Source organism: Sorangium sp. So ce296 (assembly GCF_051529605.1).
Taxonomy (GTDB): Bacteria; Myxococcota_A; Polyangia; order Polyangiales; family Polyangiaceae; genus Sorangium; species Sorangium cellulosum_D.
The window spans coordinates 3,137,785-3,154,940 of the sequence record NZ_CP150325.1 but is presented as its reverse complement, the minus strand read 5'-3'; the positions used below and the strand labels follow the sequence as shown (position 1 = coordinate 3,154,940).

5 protein-coding genes and 1 pseudogene are annotated in these 17,156 nt (G+C 70.6%); all 6 read right to left on the bottom strand.

Annotated features, from left to right (window positions below):
* Positions 1-241 precede the first annotated feature (241 nt).
* Positions 242-6,225, bottom strand: a pseudogene (locus WME98_RS11910) (RHS repeat-associated core domain-containing protein); the annotation flags it as partial.
* 489 nt (positions 6,226-6,714) lie between these two features.
* Positions 6,715-6,978 carry a hypothetical protein gene (locus tag WME98_RS11905; protein WP_437951439.1) on the bottom strand — a complete coding sequence of 88 codons (264 nt, stop codon included), beginning with the start codon at positions 6,976-6,978 and terminating at the stop codon, positions 6,715-6,717.
* 292 nt (positions 6,979-7,270) lie between these two features.
* Entirely contained in the window at positions 7,271-8,536 is a 1,266-nt protein-coding gene (locus WME98_RS11900; protein ID WP_437951438.1) for an AAA family ATPase, read from the bottom strand.
* Between the two features lie 56 nt (positions 8,537-8,592).
* Positions 8,593-12,600 (bottom strand): Eco57I restriction-modification methylase domain-containing protein, encoded by a 4,008-nt coding sequence (locus WME98_RS11895; RefSeq protein ID WP_437951437.1) that lies wholly within the window; start codon positions 12,598-12,600, stop codon positions 8,593-8,595.
* Positions 12,600-15,881: a DISARM system SNF2-like helicase DrmD gene (gene drmD, locus WME98_RS11890; protein ID WP_437951436.1), complete on the bottom strand. Its 3,282-nt coding sequence runs from the start codon at positions 15,879-15,881 to the stop codon at positions 12,600-12,602. The genes WME98_RS11895 and drmD overlap by 1 nt, the downstream gene beginning before the upstream one ends.
* 351 nt (positions 15,882-16,232) lie before the next feature.
* Positions 16,233-17,027, bottom strand: a complete 795-nt coding sequence (locus tag WME98_RS11885; RefSeq protein WP_437951435.1) for a hypothetical protein — start codon at positions 17,025-17,027, stop codon at positions 16,233-16,235.
* Between the last annotated feature and the right edge of the window lie 129 nt (positions 17,028-17,156).

Sequence of the window (17,156 nt, the reverse complement as noted above, 5' to 3'; positions counted from 1 at the left end):
GTGATGCCCCCGAAGACCTCCCCCGTCAAGCCCCCGATGGTGAGGGCGATCCCACCCACGATCTGCCCGATGGCCAGCCCCATCCTGGCTTCCGGCGTCCCATGGGCCAGCACGCCCGCGGCGTCCAGCAGCCCATGCCCGACGCCGGCGAAAGGGACCGCCCCGAGCAACAGCCCGGCGACGAAACCGCCCTCGAGCTGTACATAGGGGTTCTGCGACCAGTCGATCGGCGCCGTGGTCACCGGCTGGGGCACATGCCCGGACGCGCTGCCGGTCGTGCTGACGTCGATCGGCGGCATGGCGCCGCCCGTCTCGGCAGCCACGGTGTTGGTATCGGTGTCGGGGCGCGCCTCGTGCTTCGGGGACGGGACGACGCGCAGATCGAGTCCGAGCGGCGCCAGGTCGTGTACTTCCAACCTGAGCTCCGCGCCAGGCGGCGGCGGTGGGCGAGCCCCGTCTTCCGGGGGCGCTTGCTGAAAGCCGCCCGGGTCGACGTAGGCGAGCGGGTTGTTCAGCACGTAGCTGTACGGGTTCCAGCTCTGCCCGAAGGACGGAATCGACACGATCGGGTCCGTCGTCAAGAATCGCCCGATCCTGGGATCGTAGATCCTGCCCTTCATGTTCACGAGCCCGAGCTCGTCGTCGCCCTCGTGCCCGGTGAACCCCTGCGTCGTCTCGCTCGGGAACGACGCCGGCGGGCGCTCTCCCCATACGGGGTTCCTGCGCTGCCCGAACGGGTCGTAGCTCCGCCGCTCGATCACGTCGCCGTCCTCATCGGTGAGCGCATCGATCGAGCCGAGGTGATCGACGTGCACGTAACGGGTGCCGCCGTCCGAGCCTCCCCGGGTCACGATCGCCACGACCCGCTCCGGCGAGTGGACGTGGTACCGATGCTTCACGGTGCCCGACGCCCGATCGGTGACCCGCTCGACCAGGTCGCCGAAGTAGAGCGTCTCCTTCTCCGGGGTGGTCTTGCGGATCCGCCGCTGGTCGCCGTCGTACCCGAACGTGATGGTGGTCGCGCCCTGCGTGATGCGCTCCGGCAGATCGAACGGCGTATAGCGCACCGTCGTGCCACCTGGCCGCGCGATCTGATTGCCAACGGCGTCGTACGCGAAGCTGCCCGTGCCCGCGCCGGTGACCGCGTGCGGGTGCAGCGGGTCATCGTAGGAGAGCGTTCCGACGTCCGACTTGAAGGTGAGATTGCCGTTCGGGTGGTAGTCGTAGCGGAGCGCGCAGGGCGCCGAGGCGCGCTCGACGTCGCCGAAGTACGCGCAGGTCAGCCGCTGGAGCGGATCGTAGCGGAAGCGCTCCGTCGTGTTCTCGGGCTGGAGCGCGTCGGTGCGGCGCGTGAGATTGAGGAGATCGTCATAGCCGTAGTCCAGGTCTTGCACCTCGCCCGCGGCGCTCTGCGTCGCCATGTGCCTCAGGCGCTGCTTGTCGGCGAAGTAGCTCCGCTCCGTGACGGCGCCATTGCCGAACACCTCCTCCCCGAAGCGCCCCGCGTCGTCCACGTCCGAAAGGCGCCAGTAGGCGAGCTTCGTTCCGCTGTCGCGCACGGCGAGCACATGGCCGTGCGCGTCGCGATCGTGGGCCACGACGAACGGCGCCGCGCCGGCAGGCGCCGGATACGCGACCGTCTCGACGCGACCGAGCTCGTCGTAGCCCAGCCTGGCCTCCAGGGGAGAGCGCTCTCCGTCGATGCGGAGCGAGATCGTGTCGAGCTGGCCACGGTCGGTGTACCCGAATGTCTTCTCCCCGTCGCGGCTCGCGAGCGCGTGGAGCTTGCCGATCCCGTGCGCCGCGGTGTCCCAGGTCCACGAGGTCGTCAGGCTCTCCGCGCCGTCCTGGTCCACGCGCGAGCGGGGTCGACCGAGCGCGTCGTACGTCCACGTGACCTTTCGCTCGAGCGCATCGGTCGAGGAGATCAGCTCGCCAAAGCCGTCATGGATCGAGACCGTCGTGCCCCGATCGGGGTCGTCGAGCTGCCGGACACGGCCGAACGCGTCGCGCCTCGTGCGCGTCACCGCACCGCCTGGATCGGTGACCGTGTGGAGCATGCCGAACGGGCCGTAACTGTAGCGAGTGATCCCGTCGGCCGCATCGATGATGGTCTTGATGCGCCCCAGCGGGTCCTGCTCGGTCACCGTCACGTGATCGAGCGGGTCGGTGACGCGCACGAGCAGGCCATCGTACGCCGTCGTCGTGACCGCGTTCCACGGCGTCGTATGCCGCACCTCGCGGCCCACGGCGTCGTGCTCGTAGCGCTCGTACAGCCGCTCACGCTCGGGGGTATCTTCGCGGACCGGCACCGAGCGCCGCGCGATGCGCTCGCCCAGCGCGTCATACCCGATCTCTTGCAGGATGCGCTTTGCCTTGCTCGAGCCCTGCGCAGCCTCCGGGTCGGGCCCGTACCACCACCACCGGATCGGGCGGCCAAGGCTGTCGAATTCGACCGTGTCGTCGGCGCCGCCGGCCGTTGTGCTCCGCTCCATCACGCGCCAGGCGTCCTGGTTCGGCCCACCGTCCTTGGTGCGCGAGAGCGCCACCGTCGTCGTCGTGCCGTCCGGACGCTTCTCGACGCCGAGGCGGCCGAAGCCGTCGTACAGCCACGCCGTGACGCGCTGATTCGGATCGACCTGCTCGAGAAGCACGCCGAGCGCGCCGTCGAACTCCACGAGCATTGTGTGCCCGGCCGCGTTCACGTACTTCTCGGGGAAGAGGCCCTCTTCGTCGAAGTCCGTGCTGGATGTGCGCTTGTGCCCGAAGGCGTCCTCCGCTGTGACGCCGGTGATGTTCCCGAAGTCGTCGCGCGCATAGGTGAGCTTCAGCTTCGTGTCCCGCAGGCCGTCGTCGCTCTCCGTGGACTCGGTCTCCACCTCGCCGTAGATCGTGGTCGTTCGCGTGAGGCTCCGGCACGGCGACATCCCCGCCGCCGCGCTGCACTCCTCCTGCGTCTCGAGCTGGCCGAGGACCCAGCGCTCGGTGTCGTTCCTGAACGTCCGCGTGACCTTGAGCGTCAGGTCGACGCCATCGGTCGAGACCTCCTCGGCGCGCACGTTGCCGAACTCGTCGAAGTCCGTCACCTTCGATACCGAATCGCGCAGCAGCGTCGCGCCGTCGCCTCCTCTGCGCTCGATCTCCCGTACGTACGCCTCGATGGACGGCGCCGCGCCGCCCGGGGGCGGATAGACCCCTTGCGCTCGCCTCACCCGGCGCTCGGTGGGCAGCGTGAAGTACGTCGCGCCGTCGTTCGTCGGGACGAGCGTCCGCTGTACGTCGACGAAGGCGAGCTCGATCTGCTCCGGCCTGGGCTGGCTCGCCAGCCCAGGAGCCCCGCGCAACGTCCGCTGGACGCTCCCGGCGATGCAGCTCGTCGTCGAAGGTGACGTGGTCGTAGACGTCGATCGCCACGGCGCCCGTATCCAGGTCGGAGACGATCCGCTCCCCGAACCCGAGAAATCCGCGGCCCAGCCGGTGGTAGCGCCCGTCGCGGTAGCCGACCTCGAAGCGCCGCTGTCGGTCCGCGCCGTTGTTGAGCGCATACGCGCTGACCACCCGGCGAGGGCCCACGACGCAGCGACGCGGGTAGCCGCAGTCGTCCGCCGCGCCAGAACGCGCGAGGTAGAGCGCGCTCCGCCGCATCGGGTCCTCCGCAGCGCCTTCGCTCGTGACCGGCGTATCGGTCAGGTGGCCGTACGAGATGCTCACGTTGGGAACGAAGCCCGGCTCAATCGAATCGTGCGCGTTCATCCCATCGGAGACCGCGACCAGGAGATCCTGGTCGGCCGAGAGGTTCTGGAAGACGTTGAACACGCCGCCGAGCGAGAGGATCACGTCCTGCGCCCCATCCCCGTCGACGTCGCCGGTGCGCGGCCCGCGCGGATCGGCCAGGGTGACCGCATCGCCGAGGCTGGGCTCGAACGGCACCCCTGCGTCGACGAGCCTGAAGGGCGGGCCCGCACGGTCGCCCGTCGCGAGCAGGACGGCCCATGACGGGAGCGCGTCGGAGCCGCCCAGCAGCATGCCTGGAGGGACGGGCATCAGGAGATCTTGCCGCCCGTCGCCGTTGAAGTCGAGGGGCACGGCGAACCGGAAGAACGCGTCCTGATCGGGAAGACCGAACAGATCGCCGAAGCTGAACGCATCGACGGTCCGGAACGGCGAGGCCACGAAGGTCGGCCCCGTGTTGACGTAAGTATAGAGCTGGTGGTCACCCGGGCCGGATTCGACGGCATCGGGCAGGCCGTCTCCGTTCACGTCGAGAAAGACGACGCGGCCTCCGCCCCACACGACGGGTAGCTCGGTGTCGATCACCTCCCAGCGCCCCTCGCCCCGGCGCATGATCGCGTCGTAGCTCGATCCGAGGACGACCGTCCCGTCACCGAACCGCCGCATCGACGGCACGATGAGATCAATCTTGCTGTCGGCGTCGAGATCGAGCGTGTGGAGCTCCGTATCGCAGGGATAGCCGGTGAGCAGCTCGATCGATTCGCCCATTGGGGCGAATCCCGCGGGCGCCCCGCCGCGTGCGGGCCGCCAGAGATGGACGGCCCACACGGCTGCGAGCGGGAGCGGCGCCTGTCCCTCGCGGGCATGGTCCTCGCACTGGATCAGATCCGGCACGCCATCGCCGTCCAGATCGGCCAGGTGCATCGATGCGCCGGGGCTGCTCAAGCTGGGCGGCGCGGGCGTGACCCCGAGCGGCAAGGGCCTGCGGATGCCCGTGTCATGGAGCGCGAAGGTCCAATCCGGCCGGGACAGGAGCACATGCCACGTGACCTTCGCACCGTAGACGTCGTGGAGCAGCACGTCCGCCCGCCCGTCGTCGTCGTAGTCCAGGACCGTCCCGAGCTCGGGCTGAAGAAGGGTCGGGTCGGAGGGTCCCATCGGATCGGCGACCGTGGGCCACTCTTCGAGGAGGGCGAGCTCCGCCGGTGCGAGGAAGGACGGCGGGGCGCGGGGCCCGAGGTTTCGCGCCGCCCACCACGCGGTGATCGGATTGCTCGGTGTGCTGAGCTCCGCGACCATGTCCGGAATCACGAGGTCGTCGCGCCCATCGCCGTCGACGTCGAACAGCATCGGGCTCGCCCTCTCGGAGACCGGCCTGTCGATGCCCGTCGTGATCCGCTTGAACCCGGGCGTGGCGCGGTTGTAGCGAAACCGCGTGGCGGGCTTGCAAACCCCGTCGCTCGCGCACTCCTCGACCTGCGTCAGGAGCGTGCGGCGCGTCGCCGGGCCGAGCTCGTAGCCGAACCCGTAGCGCCGGACGAGGGTATCGTCCGGGCCGAGCATCTGGACCTCGTCCAGGCGAAGCGCGCGCTGGAGCGCCATGCCGCCCGAATAGCCGGTGCGAATCGCAGCCGGGTCCTTCGTCCCATACACGAAGCGCACCGCCCGCGAAGGCTCGAGCGACGGCGCCCCCTCGAAGCCCGTGTAGCGGATCTCGTCCACCGCGTACTCGGCGGCATGGCCGTCCTCCGCCTCTGCGACGCAGTACGCGTACGTCACGGCGTTGCCGCGGCCGTCGCGGGCCTTGTTCGCGAGCCACGCGCGCGGGGCGCCGCCCCGCGCGAGCGGCTTGCTGCCCTCGGTGCGCCCGTACTCGACGACACGGCCGTTGGGCAGGTGCGCCTCGAAGAAGAGCGCCTCGGCGGGCGAAGCACCTTCTGGAGGATAGTGCCCGACCACCTTGACGAAGGTATCCGGGAACGTCCGGTACTCGATGATCCCGGGCCCCTCTCGCACGGGCACGAGGCGCTGGCCGTCGAGGCAGAGCGCGTCGTCGCCGTCGTACCTCACGGCGCGGATTTCCGCGTCTTGCGCGAGGTTCTTGGGACACGGCGTGATCGCGGAGAGCCCTGCGATGGAGAAGCCGGCGCCGAGCACGCCGTCGCCGCCATCGCTGCGATAGACGAGCTGGAGCCTTGGTCCCATGCCCGCGCGGGAGGGCACCGTGGTCAAGTCCATCGTGTACACGGCCTCCCCGGTGCTCGAGATGGAGAACGTCCCCGGAATGGTGCCGGCCGCGACGGTCTCGACCTCCGGCGCGGGGCGGGGCGTGGCAGGACGGTGCGCGCGCTCGGTCCGGCAGGCGATGAAGCCATGCGGCTCCGGGATCGGGTCGCTGAAGATGCACTGGCACCCGCCCTGCGAGAGCATGCAAGCGAGAAACATCCAGAGCGGGATCAACGCCCGGAGCACACATCGCGGAACTGGCGCCATCGCAGCCTCCCTGACGCACAGAAGTGCCACGACGCTGCTTCGCGGGTCAAGCGCTGACCTCATGCGGAATCGACCCATCCATGCCAGTATCGAGGCATTCGTGTGGTAGGCCGCCGCTGAAGTGAAGCGAGCCCGAACGCAGGTGCGCGCCGGTCGCATCCTACGCGCCGCGCCGACCCCGACGCACCCCTGGGTGTCGCCTCCGCGCGCGGCGCCGAGGGGCGCTCAGAACTACCGAATCGCGCCCTTCGCTCCCCCCAATTTCGGCGCCTCAGCGGCCCTTCCCGGAGCACCTAACCCCGCAAAACAACGTCACATCTTCCCCAGGCACGTACCAGGGTAGTTCGTGTCGAACTACCCTGGGGGCAGAACTACCTTTTCGGGCACCTTCCGGCGGCGTCGGTCACGGTTACTCACGAATCGAGACGGACGGAGGAACGGCATGGCATCCGCGGCTCTCGCGCGTGGTTCGGGACAACTTGCTCTTCGTCAGGCCGAAAGCGGCATGCGCCCGATCGACCGGACGATCCCGGAGGCGCCCGTCGGCGGGTGGCACACCCCCAGGGAGAATCGCCCCGAGGCCACGGCCACCGTGACGCTCGCGATCCCGCTGGATGGCCTCACCATCACGGCGCCGCAGCCGGCGATGCTCTCGCAGAAGAACGTCGAGTCGGTCACCGGGATCTCGGCGCGCGTCGTCCTCGATACGATCCGCGCGCCGGGCTTCCCGCTGCCGATCACGAAGCTCGGCAAGCTGCGCCTGGTCCACCGCGAGGCGTTCGTGACCTACCTCCAAGCGATGGCCAGTGAGCCCGAATCGCGCCGTACGGCGGAGGCGGATGGCCGCACGCGGGTCGCCGCCGTGCAGGCGGCCGCCGGCCTCGGACCCGTCCTGTGCGCCCGGACCGGCCGGCGAGCTTCTTCCGCGGGGGTCCGCGTCGTCTGGGCGCTTCGGCCGAGCCGTCCAGCTCCTGGAGCGCCGCTTTCCCCCTCTGCCGGACCTTCGCGTCGAAGTCGGGGGGCTCGGCGGTTGGCTGGACGCGGATCACGCAGATTTCCCGCCGGCGTGCTGCTGGACGTAGTACCGCCAGCGCACCAGGAAGGGATCCATCTCGGGGAGCGTGCGGAGGAGGGCCTCGTTGACCTGCCTGACCTCGGCCGCATCGGGGCTCGAATCCCGGAGCAACGCTCGCGCCTGGCGGAGCACGGCCTCGGCCTCGGTGGACGTGGCGGCGTCGAGATCGAACACGTCGGACATCAGCCAGCGGTTGACGTCCCCCCGCTTGTGCCACGCGTCCTGCGCGATCTGCACGGCGCCGTCCACGAGATCGAGCTTCCAGAGCGCGTCGCTCTCGGGATCGAACAGCGGCTCCACCGACGCGAGCACCAGCGGAGAGTGCGTGGCGGCGATCACCTGGACGCGCGGCGCATGCGCGCCCCACGCGCCGATCGTCTTGAGCAGCCCCGGGAGCACCGCACGCTGCCACCTGGGGTGGAGGTGGGTCTCGGGCTCGTCGATGAGCAGGATGACCTGCTCCGAGAGCGGGAGCGCCTGCCGCCGCGCCGCCTCCTCGTGCTCCGAGAACGCCCAGGTGAGCAGGTACGCCAGCTTGAGCATGCGCTGCATCCCGGCCGCGGCGAAGATCACCGGGACCTCGTCGCCGTAAGGCATCTTGATGGTGGGGACGTCGCGGACGTCCTCCAGGAAGGGCCGTGTGGGCTTGCCGGCCTCCATGGGCCGCTCCGGATCCTCGGACAGCGCCTCGAGCATCCGGGAGAGCATCGCGAAGCGGGGGTCGTGGGACTGCTGCCAGCGCGTCCAGTCGTCGAGCAATCCCCGGCAGACCACCTGGTTGTCGCCGGCGCGGAGCTCGTCGAAGACCTGACCCGGCGTGAAGTGGTAGGCGGGGAGCATCTCCCGCTCGCTGCCGTCCGCGCCGCGGTAGAGACGGTAGTTCTTCGCGGGGTCCCAGACCGAGAACGCCCCGTCGGAGCGCGCGTAGAGGACGAGGCCGGGGTTCGACGGCCGCCCTCGCTTGCGCTTCCAGTCCTGGGCCTTCGGGATCCAGGGGGACACGTCCTCGGTGAGCCCCTTGAGGCCGTCGAAGGCGAACCCGATGGACGCGTCGGGCCGCCTGGGGACGGCCGGGTACTGCGGCCAGGTCCGCGTGAGCGCCCACCAGGCGAGATCGAGGAGGAACGACTTGCCGAGGCCGTTGTCGCCGGTGATGAGGTTCAGCCGGGGGGCGAGCGGCCCGAAGGTGAGCTTGTCGGCCGGCCCGATGCCGTCGAGCTCCAGCCGTCTAAGCATGGTGTTCTCGGGGGGGCGGCGGGGGCGAGCTCCCGAGCGCGCCGAGCGCGCCTGCTTCAGCCGTCGCCATCGCCGTCCTCCTCCTCGTCCAGTGTGCGCGCGGAGCGCGCCACCGCCACCCCGCGCCTGCGCTCGTCCTCGGCGCGGACGCGGTTGAGCTCGATCAGCCGGGCCAGGACCTCGTCGCGCACCTCGTCGGGCCAGCGGTAGCGGTAGGGCTTTCGCTTCCGCTTCTTGCCGCCCTCGTCGTCGTCCTCGTCGTCGTGATCGAGGAGGAACTCGCAGGCGGTCGGCACGTCATGCCAGCCGTAGGCGTCGAGCACGGCGCGGTCCATCTCGGCGTGCAGCGCGCGGAGCTTCAGGATGCCGGGGGAGCGCTCGTCGGGGTCGTGGAAGCGGTTGTAGGTCTTGGTCAGGCCTTCGTCGATCTCCACCATGAGGGCGGCGCGGAACTCGTAGTAGGCTTTGCCGATCGCCTCGAGCACGGGATTGGACTGCCAGTCCTCGGGGAAGGGGAAGGTCTCGAAGCAGTCCGAAGGTGTATAGCGGAGGTCGTCCTTCATCGACGAGGCGAAGAAGCGAGCCCAGACTTCGTGAGGGCGTGCTTGGACACTGGCGAAGGCTGCGAATGAACTCGTTGCAATGACGTTAAGCGTGTGTCCAAATACGTAGCCACTTGGTTGGCGCGCGAATGCAAGATGGGTGCTGACTTGAGAATTTGCCAATACGCAGGGGAGGTTTCGAATAGCTCCAAATAGAGCGTGCGAATATTGGCCCCATCTCCACCAGTTCGCCTTCCGGCGCCGTGCGTCGCCATTGTCTCCAAGTCTCATTCGCTCGGGCCGGACCTTGGCTTCTACGATTGCGAACAGGTCTGGCCATCGACGAGCTTCGTGTTCGTCCATGTCTGCGAAGTTGATTACATATCGTGTTGCCCTTAGGTGTGGGTTCGTGTTGAGGTGCTCGCCGCCCTGTAATGGGAAAATTCGGTCTCTATTCCTTTCATTGGATCTGATTGCTTCTTCCATTTGAATGATTGGTGTCGCCTTCGCGTTTCCGTCTTCAAACAGGAAGCCGCTGCCAAGAATGTAGCTTCCAATGAAGCTCTTTCCCTTGTTGCTGTGAAGTCGTTCCGGGTTGTTGTGTCCTCCTTGGTGGAAGAGGAACGCAGTGATTTGGTTGACTGGGCGACCGTCGAGTTTGCAGCGGGAGCGTCGGCTAACTGCGTTGCCTTTTTCGATCCATACCACGCTCACGATGACCGCAGCAGCGCCTGGCCATCGCATACGCCGCCTTGCCTCGTAGATGGTGCCGCCGTGCGTGCAGATCCAGGTCAATCCGGTCGTTCTCGTGTCGCCCTGTGCGATCGTGTTGGTCGCGATGAGCCCCATGGTGCCTTGGTGACGACAGAGGGCGAAAGCGCGACGAAAGAAGTATGCGACGAGATCGCTGCTTCCGTGTGCAGCCTCATAAGTCTCGATAAGAAGATAAACATAGGCTTCGCCAGATGCAGCAAAAATCACGTTCTTCCCCGCGAACGGCGGATTCCCCACGAACGCATCGAACCCCGGGTTCTCCCGCGCGAACACCTCCGGGAACTCCAGCTCCCAGTGGAACGGCGTCACCGGCGGCACAAGCGTCCGCAGCCCATCCGCCTGCTCGCGGAGCGTATGCCCCGCGAGCCTTCCGGACAGGAACGGCTCCACCACGGTGTCGGCCAGCCGCTTCCGGTGCTTCTCGCGCGCCGCGTCCTTCTTCTCCGAGAAGAACGCCAGCACCGCCAGATCGGCGATCGCCCGCACGTCGGCGACAAGGTCCTCCGCATCGCCCAGCAGCCGCGACTTCTCCGCCACGTCCGTCGAGTCGCCGAGCGCGTGGATCTCCGCGCGCTTCTGCTCGACCGCCTTCAGCGCCGTCGCGAGCCGCGGCCGGAGCAGGAGCGACGGCTTGCCCGTGTTCTTCCAGTCGAAGCACGCGATCTGCTCCTTCGACAGCCCGACCAGCGAGTCCCCCTGCCGGAGGGCGTGGTCGAGGAAGGTGAACGGGTGGTCCTTGGCGAGCGTGAACAGCCACAGCGACAGCTTGGCCAGGTCGACCGCGAACGGGTTCTTGTCGACGCCGTACAGGCACCGCTGCGCGACCAGCCGGCGCGCATGGAGCTCGCGGTCCTCGTCCGGGGGGATCACCGGAGCATCGCCGTGCTCGCCCCACGCGGCGTCGAGCGCGGCGGCGAGGAAGCGGCACGACTCGACGAGGAACGCGCCCGAGCCCATCGCGGGGTCGCACACCTTGAGGGCGAGGATCTGCTCGGCCCGCGGCGTCTTCCCCCCGGCGAGCCCGTCGAGCTGCGGCTGAAGGGTGGTCCGCACGATCGGCTCGGTGAGCTCGCGCGGCGTGTAGTGGCTCCCCGACCGCCGCCGCTCCTCGGTGGGCTGCAGGTAGAGCGCCCCCTGCGGCAGCACGTCCGGCGTCCGCGGCGAGACCTTGCGGCCGAGCGCCGCCAGCAGCGCGGCCTCGGTCTTCGCGGACCTCCACGCCTTCTGCGCGGCGTCGGCGAGCTTGCAGCCGGCCTCGGCGAGGAGCTTGTCCCGCGCCGCCTCGGGCAGCGCGAGCGCCTCCTCCAGGTCGATCACCACGTGGTGCGGCAGGACCGCGATCGAGCGCCCCGTGGCCTGCTCGAGCGTGAACCCCATCATCGCCTCGTAGACCGACCCGATCTGCTCGACCTCGAGCGACCGGTACGAGAGCCGGTCCCCGTCGAGGTACAGCAGGAGCCCGAGCACCTCGTAGATCACCCCGTCCGACACGAGCGGCGGCGCGATCCGCTCGCCCTTCGCCCGGCGCGTCCCGTGGGGGCGCCCCTCGAGGAACGGGTACACGTCGGGGTCGAAGAGGCGCCCCGCGCGCGCGGGGAGCTGCATGTCCCGGGCGCGCGCGCCGTCGTGCAGCACCCGGAACAGCGTGAGGAGCTGCGCCCACGCCCCGTATCGCGCGTGCATCGTGTCGGGGTGCCGGCCCGCGTCCTCGCGCAGCCGCTCGAACAGCCCCGTGACCGAGTAGCTCCCGGGGTAGATCCCGCCCGCGGGCAAGAGCTCGCGATCCTCGGCGTAGAGCACGAAGACCAGCCGCATCAGCGTGGTGAGCAGCCCGCCGTACACCTGGGCGCGGTCCTCGACCATCACCTCGCGCAGGAGCTCGCCGCGCCCGCGCGGATCGACCTCGTTCGCCGCCTGGAACCCGCGCACCAGGGCGTGGAGCGCGTCGAGCACCTGCCCGGCGAGCTGGGTCGAGACGGTGCTCTGGTACCTGCGGCTCTCGGCCACGATCGCCGGGAGCCGCTGCGCCTTCGGGCCGGTGAAGAGCCGGCTCTCGTGCAGCAGCATCACCAGGCCGGCGAGGATGGGGCGCCCGCCGACCTCGCACATCGCCCGCACCGGGAAGGTGATGTACCCGGGGGTCTCCGCGCGCGGCGCGTAGACCAGCCGGATGCTGGCCCCGTTGAAGAGGATCCCGAGGGAGACCCCCGTGTCGCGCAGCAGCCGCTCGAAGCGCGTCTCGGGGCTCGCGCGCCAGCCGCCGCCGTCCTCGCGCTCGGGCGGCACCGCGTCGAGGTCGGTGTTCGTCGGCTCCTCCCGCACGAGGAGCAGCGGCGCGGCTGACGGATCGCGCGCGTCGGGATCCCTCAGGACGTGCGTCGGCGAGAGCGTCTCGCGCTGCTCGCGGAGGTACACCGACCAGCGCGCGTCGTCCGGCGCCACCGGGCAGAGGTCGCCCGGCCGCCAACCGAGCACCGCCTCGCAGAAGGGGCCGAGCCGCCTGAGGACCACGTCGCCGCTCTCCCCCCACCGGTCGGCGATGGCGTCGCGGAGGTCGCGCGGCTTGTCGGTCAGGAGCGCGAGCAGCGCGTCCTGCGCGGGGATGACGTCGGCGTTCGCGTACGCCTGCGCCGCGACGAGGGCGGGCGGCGTGACGACGACGCCCACGCGCTGGCCCTCGAGGAGGCCGAGCCACGCCTTGTGGGCCTGGAGATCGCGGTTGTGGGCGGCGGTCGTGCTGCTTGCCATCAGCCTGTCCTCGGCCAGAGGTAGACGAGCCCGAGCGGATCGAGCCGGCGCGCCCGCACCTGGTAGGCGCGCTCGATGCGCTGCGGCTCCGACGTGATCTCGGCCTCGATGGTGCGCAGGCGCGCCTCCCAGAAGGCGCGCTCCGACGCGATCTGGCGCCGCTCGATCTCGGTGAACTGGAGCTCCTGCTGGGGCTCGTCGTGGTGCTTCCGGATGCGCGCGCGCTGCGCCTCGAGCACCTTGTGGATGTCCGCCGCCTCCTTCGCCGCCCGCTTGCCGAGCTCCTCCTCGGCGCGCTTGCCCGCGGACTCGCCGCGCTGGACGAGCAGCGGCAGCAGCTCCTCGACGTCGCGCTCGGCGGCGGCCGCCAGGTCCTCCCTCACCTTGTCGTGCGGCCGCTCCCCGCGCGCGAGCGCGTCGTCCATCTGCCGCAGGATCGCGTCGTGGTGGTCGAGCCCCATCCCGCGGAGCCTGGTCTTGCGCACCACGGGCGCGACCCAGGGCGCGGCCGCCAGGATGACCTCCTCGTGCAGGCGGGAGGCGTGGTCCCCGTACAGGCCGAGGCGCCCGAGCAGCACGACCTTCGGCTCGGCCTCGTCGGTGATGACGGCGGTCGCGCGCGAGAGATCGTGGTGGAGGAACCCCTGGGACCGGAACCGGCCGAGCAGGCGCTGGACGATCCGGTGCTCCAGGTGGAGGTGGACGACCTCGGCGCCGAGCGTGCCGGTGTCCGCGAAGACGACGGGCCGGAGCGTCGCCTCCCGGCGCCACGCCCGGAGGTCGACGTCGCGCGGCCGCTCGGGCGCGCGCAGCGCGTCGAGGAGCTCGGCCCAGCCCGGGTCGGCGCCGGGCAGCCGGTCCAGCGCCGGGAACGCGTACGCGCCGGGCGGCGCCGGCTTGCCCGACGGGAGCCGGTCGCGCGCGGGGTCGAGGGCCCGCAGCGGCTCGGCGCCGAGCAGCCGGAGCGCCTCGGAGAGGGCGCGCTCCAGGTCCCCGCCGCGGAGGCCGAGGTGCACGCGCGACTCCTCGAGGAGCGCGCGGAGCGTGGCGAGCTGCTTCTCGAGCGGCGCGCGCCGCTCGCGCGAGGCCTCGAGCTCGTCGGGGGCGGGCGCCCCCTGCACCGCGCCGATCTTCCCGCAGAGCGCCGCCGCCTGCTGCAGCGGGATGCCCCGCGAGAGCAGGCGCAGGAGCTCCCCCTCGACGACCGCCCCCAGGCTGCCGAGCTCCTTCTGGATCGTGCTCGTCTTCTGGACGAGCACCTCGAGCACGCGGTCCTCGGCGCGCTGCGCGAACAGGAAGTAGTGGCAGGTCACCGCCTCCTCGCGCTGCAGCTTGCGGTCGATGCGCCCGTTGCGCTGCTCCATCCGGCTCGGGTTCCACGGGACGTCGAAGTGGAAGAGGTCCGCGCAGTGGCTCTGGAGGTTGACGCCCTCCCGCGCCGCGTCGGTGGCGATGAGGACGCGCACCGGGTGCTCGGCCGGATCGCCGTTGAAGGCCCGCTTGATCTCCTCGCGCTTCGCCTCGTCGGCGATCTCGCCGTGGAAGACCTCGACGCGCTCCTCGCCGCGGTCGGTGAAGGCGAGCGCGGCCTGGAGCTGCTGTTCCAGGTAGCGCTTGGTGTCGGTGTACTCGGTGAAGATCAGGACGCGCGCGGCGTGCGCCCGCCCCTTGCAGCGGTCGAGCCAGCGGGCGGGCCTCGCGGGCTGGACCCCGCGCGGGGGGAGGTCCGGGCAGAGGTTCTCCCGGATCCAGGCGAGGAGCCGCTCGATCCGCGCGTCGGGCGCGTTCGCGTGCGCCTCGGCGACCTCGATCATGCGGTCGAGCAGCGCGAGCTCCTCGGCCTCGGTCGCCTCGCTGGACGCGCGCGTCGCGGCCTCGACCTGCGCGCTCTCCTCGCGCCGCAGCTCGTCCTCGCCGACGCCGGCCCGCTCGTCGTCGGCGCCCGGGGCCTCGCGCAGGAGGTCGAGCCGCTCCTCGCGGACCGGCGCGGGCGGCGCGGGGGGCCGGGCGCCCTGCTCCTTCTGCTTCTTCTCGCGCGCCTTGCGGAGCGAATCGCGGTGGGTGAGCAGCGTGCAGCGGAGCGCCTCGATCGACGAGAGGAGCCGCTTCTGCAGCGAGATGTCGAGGAGCCCGGCCGCCGCCTGCGCGCTCCGCGACGCGCGCTCGAGCCGCCGCGCGCGCAGCTCGCGGTACTGCTCGAGCATGCGCGACAGCACGAGCTCGGGCGCGTCGTCGGGCAGGCCGTCGATGGTGATCTGCTTCACCTCGCGCCGCGGGAACGCGACCTTCACCTCGCGGAGGTCGGACTTGAGGCGGCGCACCATGATGGGATCGAGCTGCCGCTGCGGCTCCTCGAGCGGGATCCCGCGGGTGAAGCGCTGCGGGTCGAGGATCTCGAGCAGGGCGGTGAAGCTGTTCGAGTGTCCGTTGTGCGGCGTCGCCGAGAGGAAGAGGCGGTGCTCGAAGAGCTCCGCCAGCTCGCGCACCGCGCCGGTGAGCTTGGAGTCGACGGCGTACTTCGCGCCGCTCGCGGGCGCCGCGTTGTGGGCCTCGTCGAGGATCATCATCGAGCCGCCGCCGTCTTTCTGCAGACAGGCGCGGAGCGGCGCGACGTACGCCTCGTCGCGCGCGAGTGCGTGGGAGACGATGAACAGGTTGTGGGTCAGCCACGGATTGACGGAGTAGCCGCGCTCCCGGCGCTTCTTCGCGACGAACTCGCGGTCGAGGATCACGAAGGAGAGGCCGAAGCGGGACTCGAGCTCCTCGCGCCACTGGACGACGACCGAGGGCGGCGCCGCGACGACGACGCGGCGCACGCGCTGGCGCATGAGGAGCTCGCGGAGGATGAGCCCGGCCTCGATGGTCTTGCCGAGCCCGACGTCGTCGGCGATGAAGAGGTTGACCCGCGGGAGGAGCAGCGCCTTGCGGAGGGGCTCGAGCTGGTAGGCGTGCAGCTCGATTCCGGCGCGGTGCGGCGCCTGGAACAGCCGGGGGCGCGTCGAGGTGACGCAGTGCCACCGCTGCGCGTTCAGGTACGCGGCGAACGTGCGCGGCGCGTCGAGCCCGCGGGCGGCGACCTCGCGCCAGCTCGCCGCGTCGACGATCTGCGCGTCGACCTCGCTCTGCCAGAGCACGGAGAGCCGCGCGCCCTGCGCGTCGTCGTCGAGGCACGAGAGGTGGACGACGGCGGCCTCGTCGGGCGCGTCCTGCGCGACCTGGTCGACGAGATAGAGGCGCGAGCGCACGCGCACGAAATTGCCCTGCTGCGGGGTGACCGGCACCGGCGCATCCTAGGCCGCGGGGGCGCCGAGGAGGAAGGTGGTCACGGCAGCCTCGCTGGGAAGGCGGTGGCCATGTCGCGAGATGGGTGGGAGCCTGGCCGAGCAGGCGCCCGGCATGTCGAGACATGGGCCGGTGCCTGGCCGAGCAGGCGCCCGGCATGTCGAGACATGGGCCGGTGCCTGGCCGAGCAGGCGCCCGGCATGTCGAGACATGGGCACGTGCCTGGCCGAGCAGGCGGCGGGCATGTCGAGACATGGGCCGGTACCTGGTCGAGCAGGCAGCGGGCATGTCGGCACATGGGCAGGTGCCTGCTGCGCAGGCCCCCGCCCATGTCGCCTGTGTGATGTGTGCTACAAATCCGGGTCGGCGACCACGACCGGCTCCGCCGGCGCCGGCTCGCCCGGCGCCGCAGGACCGCCCGCCGCCGGCGCCGCGCGCCCGCGCGCCGCCCGCTCCCGATCGGCGTTCAGCTTGTCGACGTACGCGAACAGCCGCGCCTCGTGGTCCGCCGGCAGCTTGCTGCCCTCTTCCTGGATCTCGTCCCGGAGCGCCTCCCTGAACCGCCCCAGCAGCCCCACCGCGGCGCCCCGCAGCGGCCCCGTGGCCGCCGCGTTCTCCCCTGTCGCGAGCAGCGTCGCGCGCTTGCGCAGGAGCTTGTCGATCTCGTCCCCGGCCGCGACGAACGCCTTCACCCACTCGTGCAGGCTCCCCCCGCCGGGCGTGGCCACGGCCTTCAGCTCCGCCTTGAGCCGGGTCAGCTCGGGCCGGTTGTCGAGCGCCGCCGACGCCTCGTCCGCGTACGGCGCGCGGAGCACGTCGAGCCTCGGCACGAACGCCTGCTGCGCTCCGGCCGCCGCCGCCTTCACCTCCGGCGCCAGCGAGGGGTGCGCCTCGATGGCCCTGCAGAGGAAAAAGATGGCCGCCCCAATTCCGTCGTGCCGGACGTCGGCGTCGGAGAGCTCCCGGGCGAGGGGCGCCTGCGTGCCCGCGGCGTCGGGGATCGCGTCGATCTCCTTCTGCCTCGCCCGGAGCCGCGGCTCGTACAGCCTGCCCGTGGCCGAGAGCCGCAGCTCCTCGACCCTCTCGTCGAGCAGGTCGCGCAGCGCGAGCTTCAGGTCTCCTATCGTGAGATTGCGCAAGGTCACCTCCGTAATGGCGTGGTTCGCTCGCCCCGTGAGGCACCGGCGGCCGAGAGAAGCGAGCTGCGGGTTATTGCCGGAGCATGGCACGCTATCCGAGTTGCCAGCGGTTGAGGAGACCGAATCCGGTCGCCC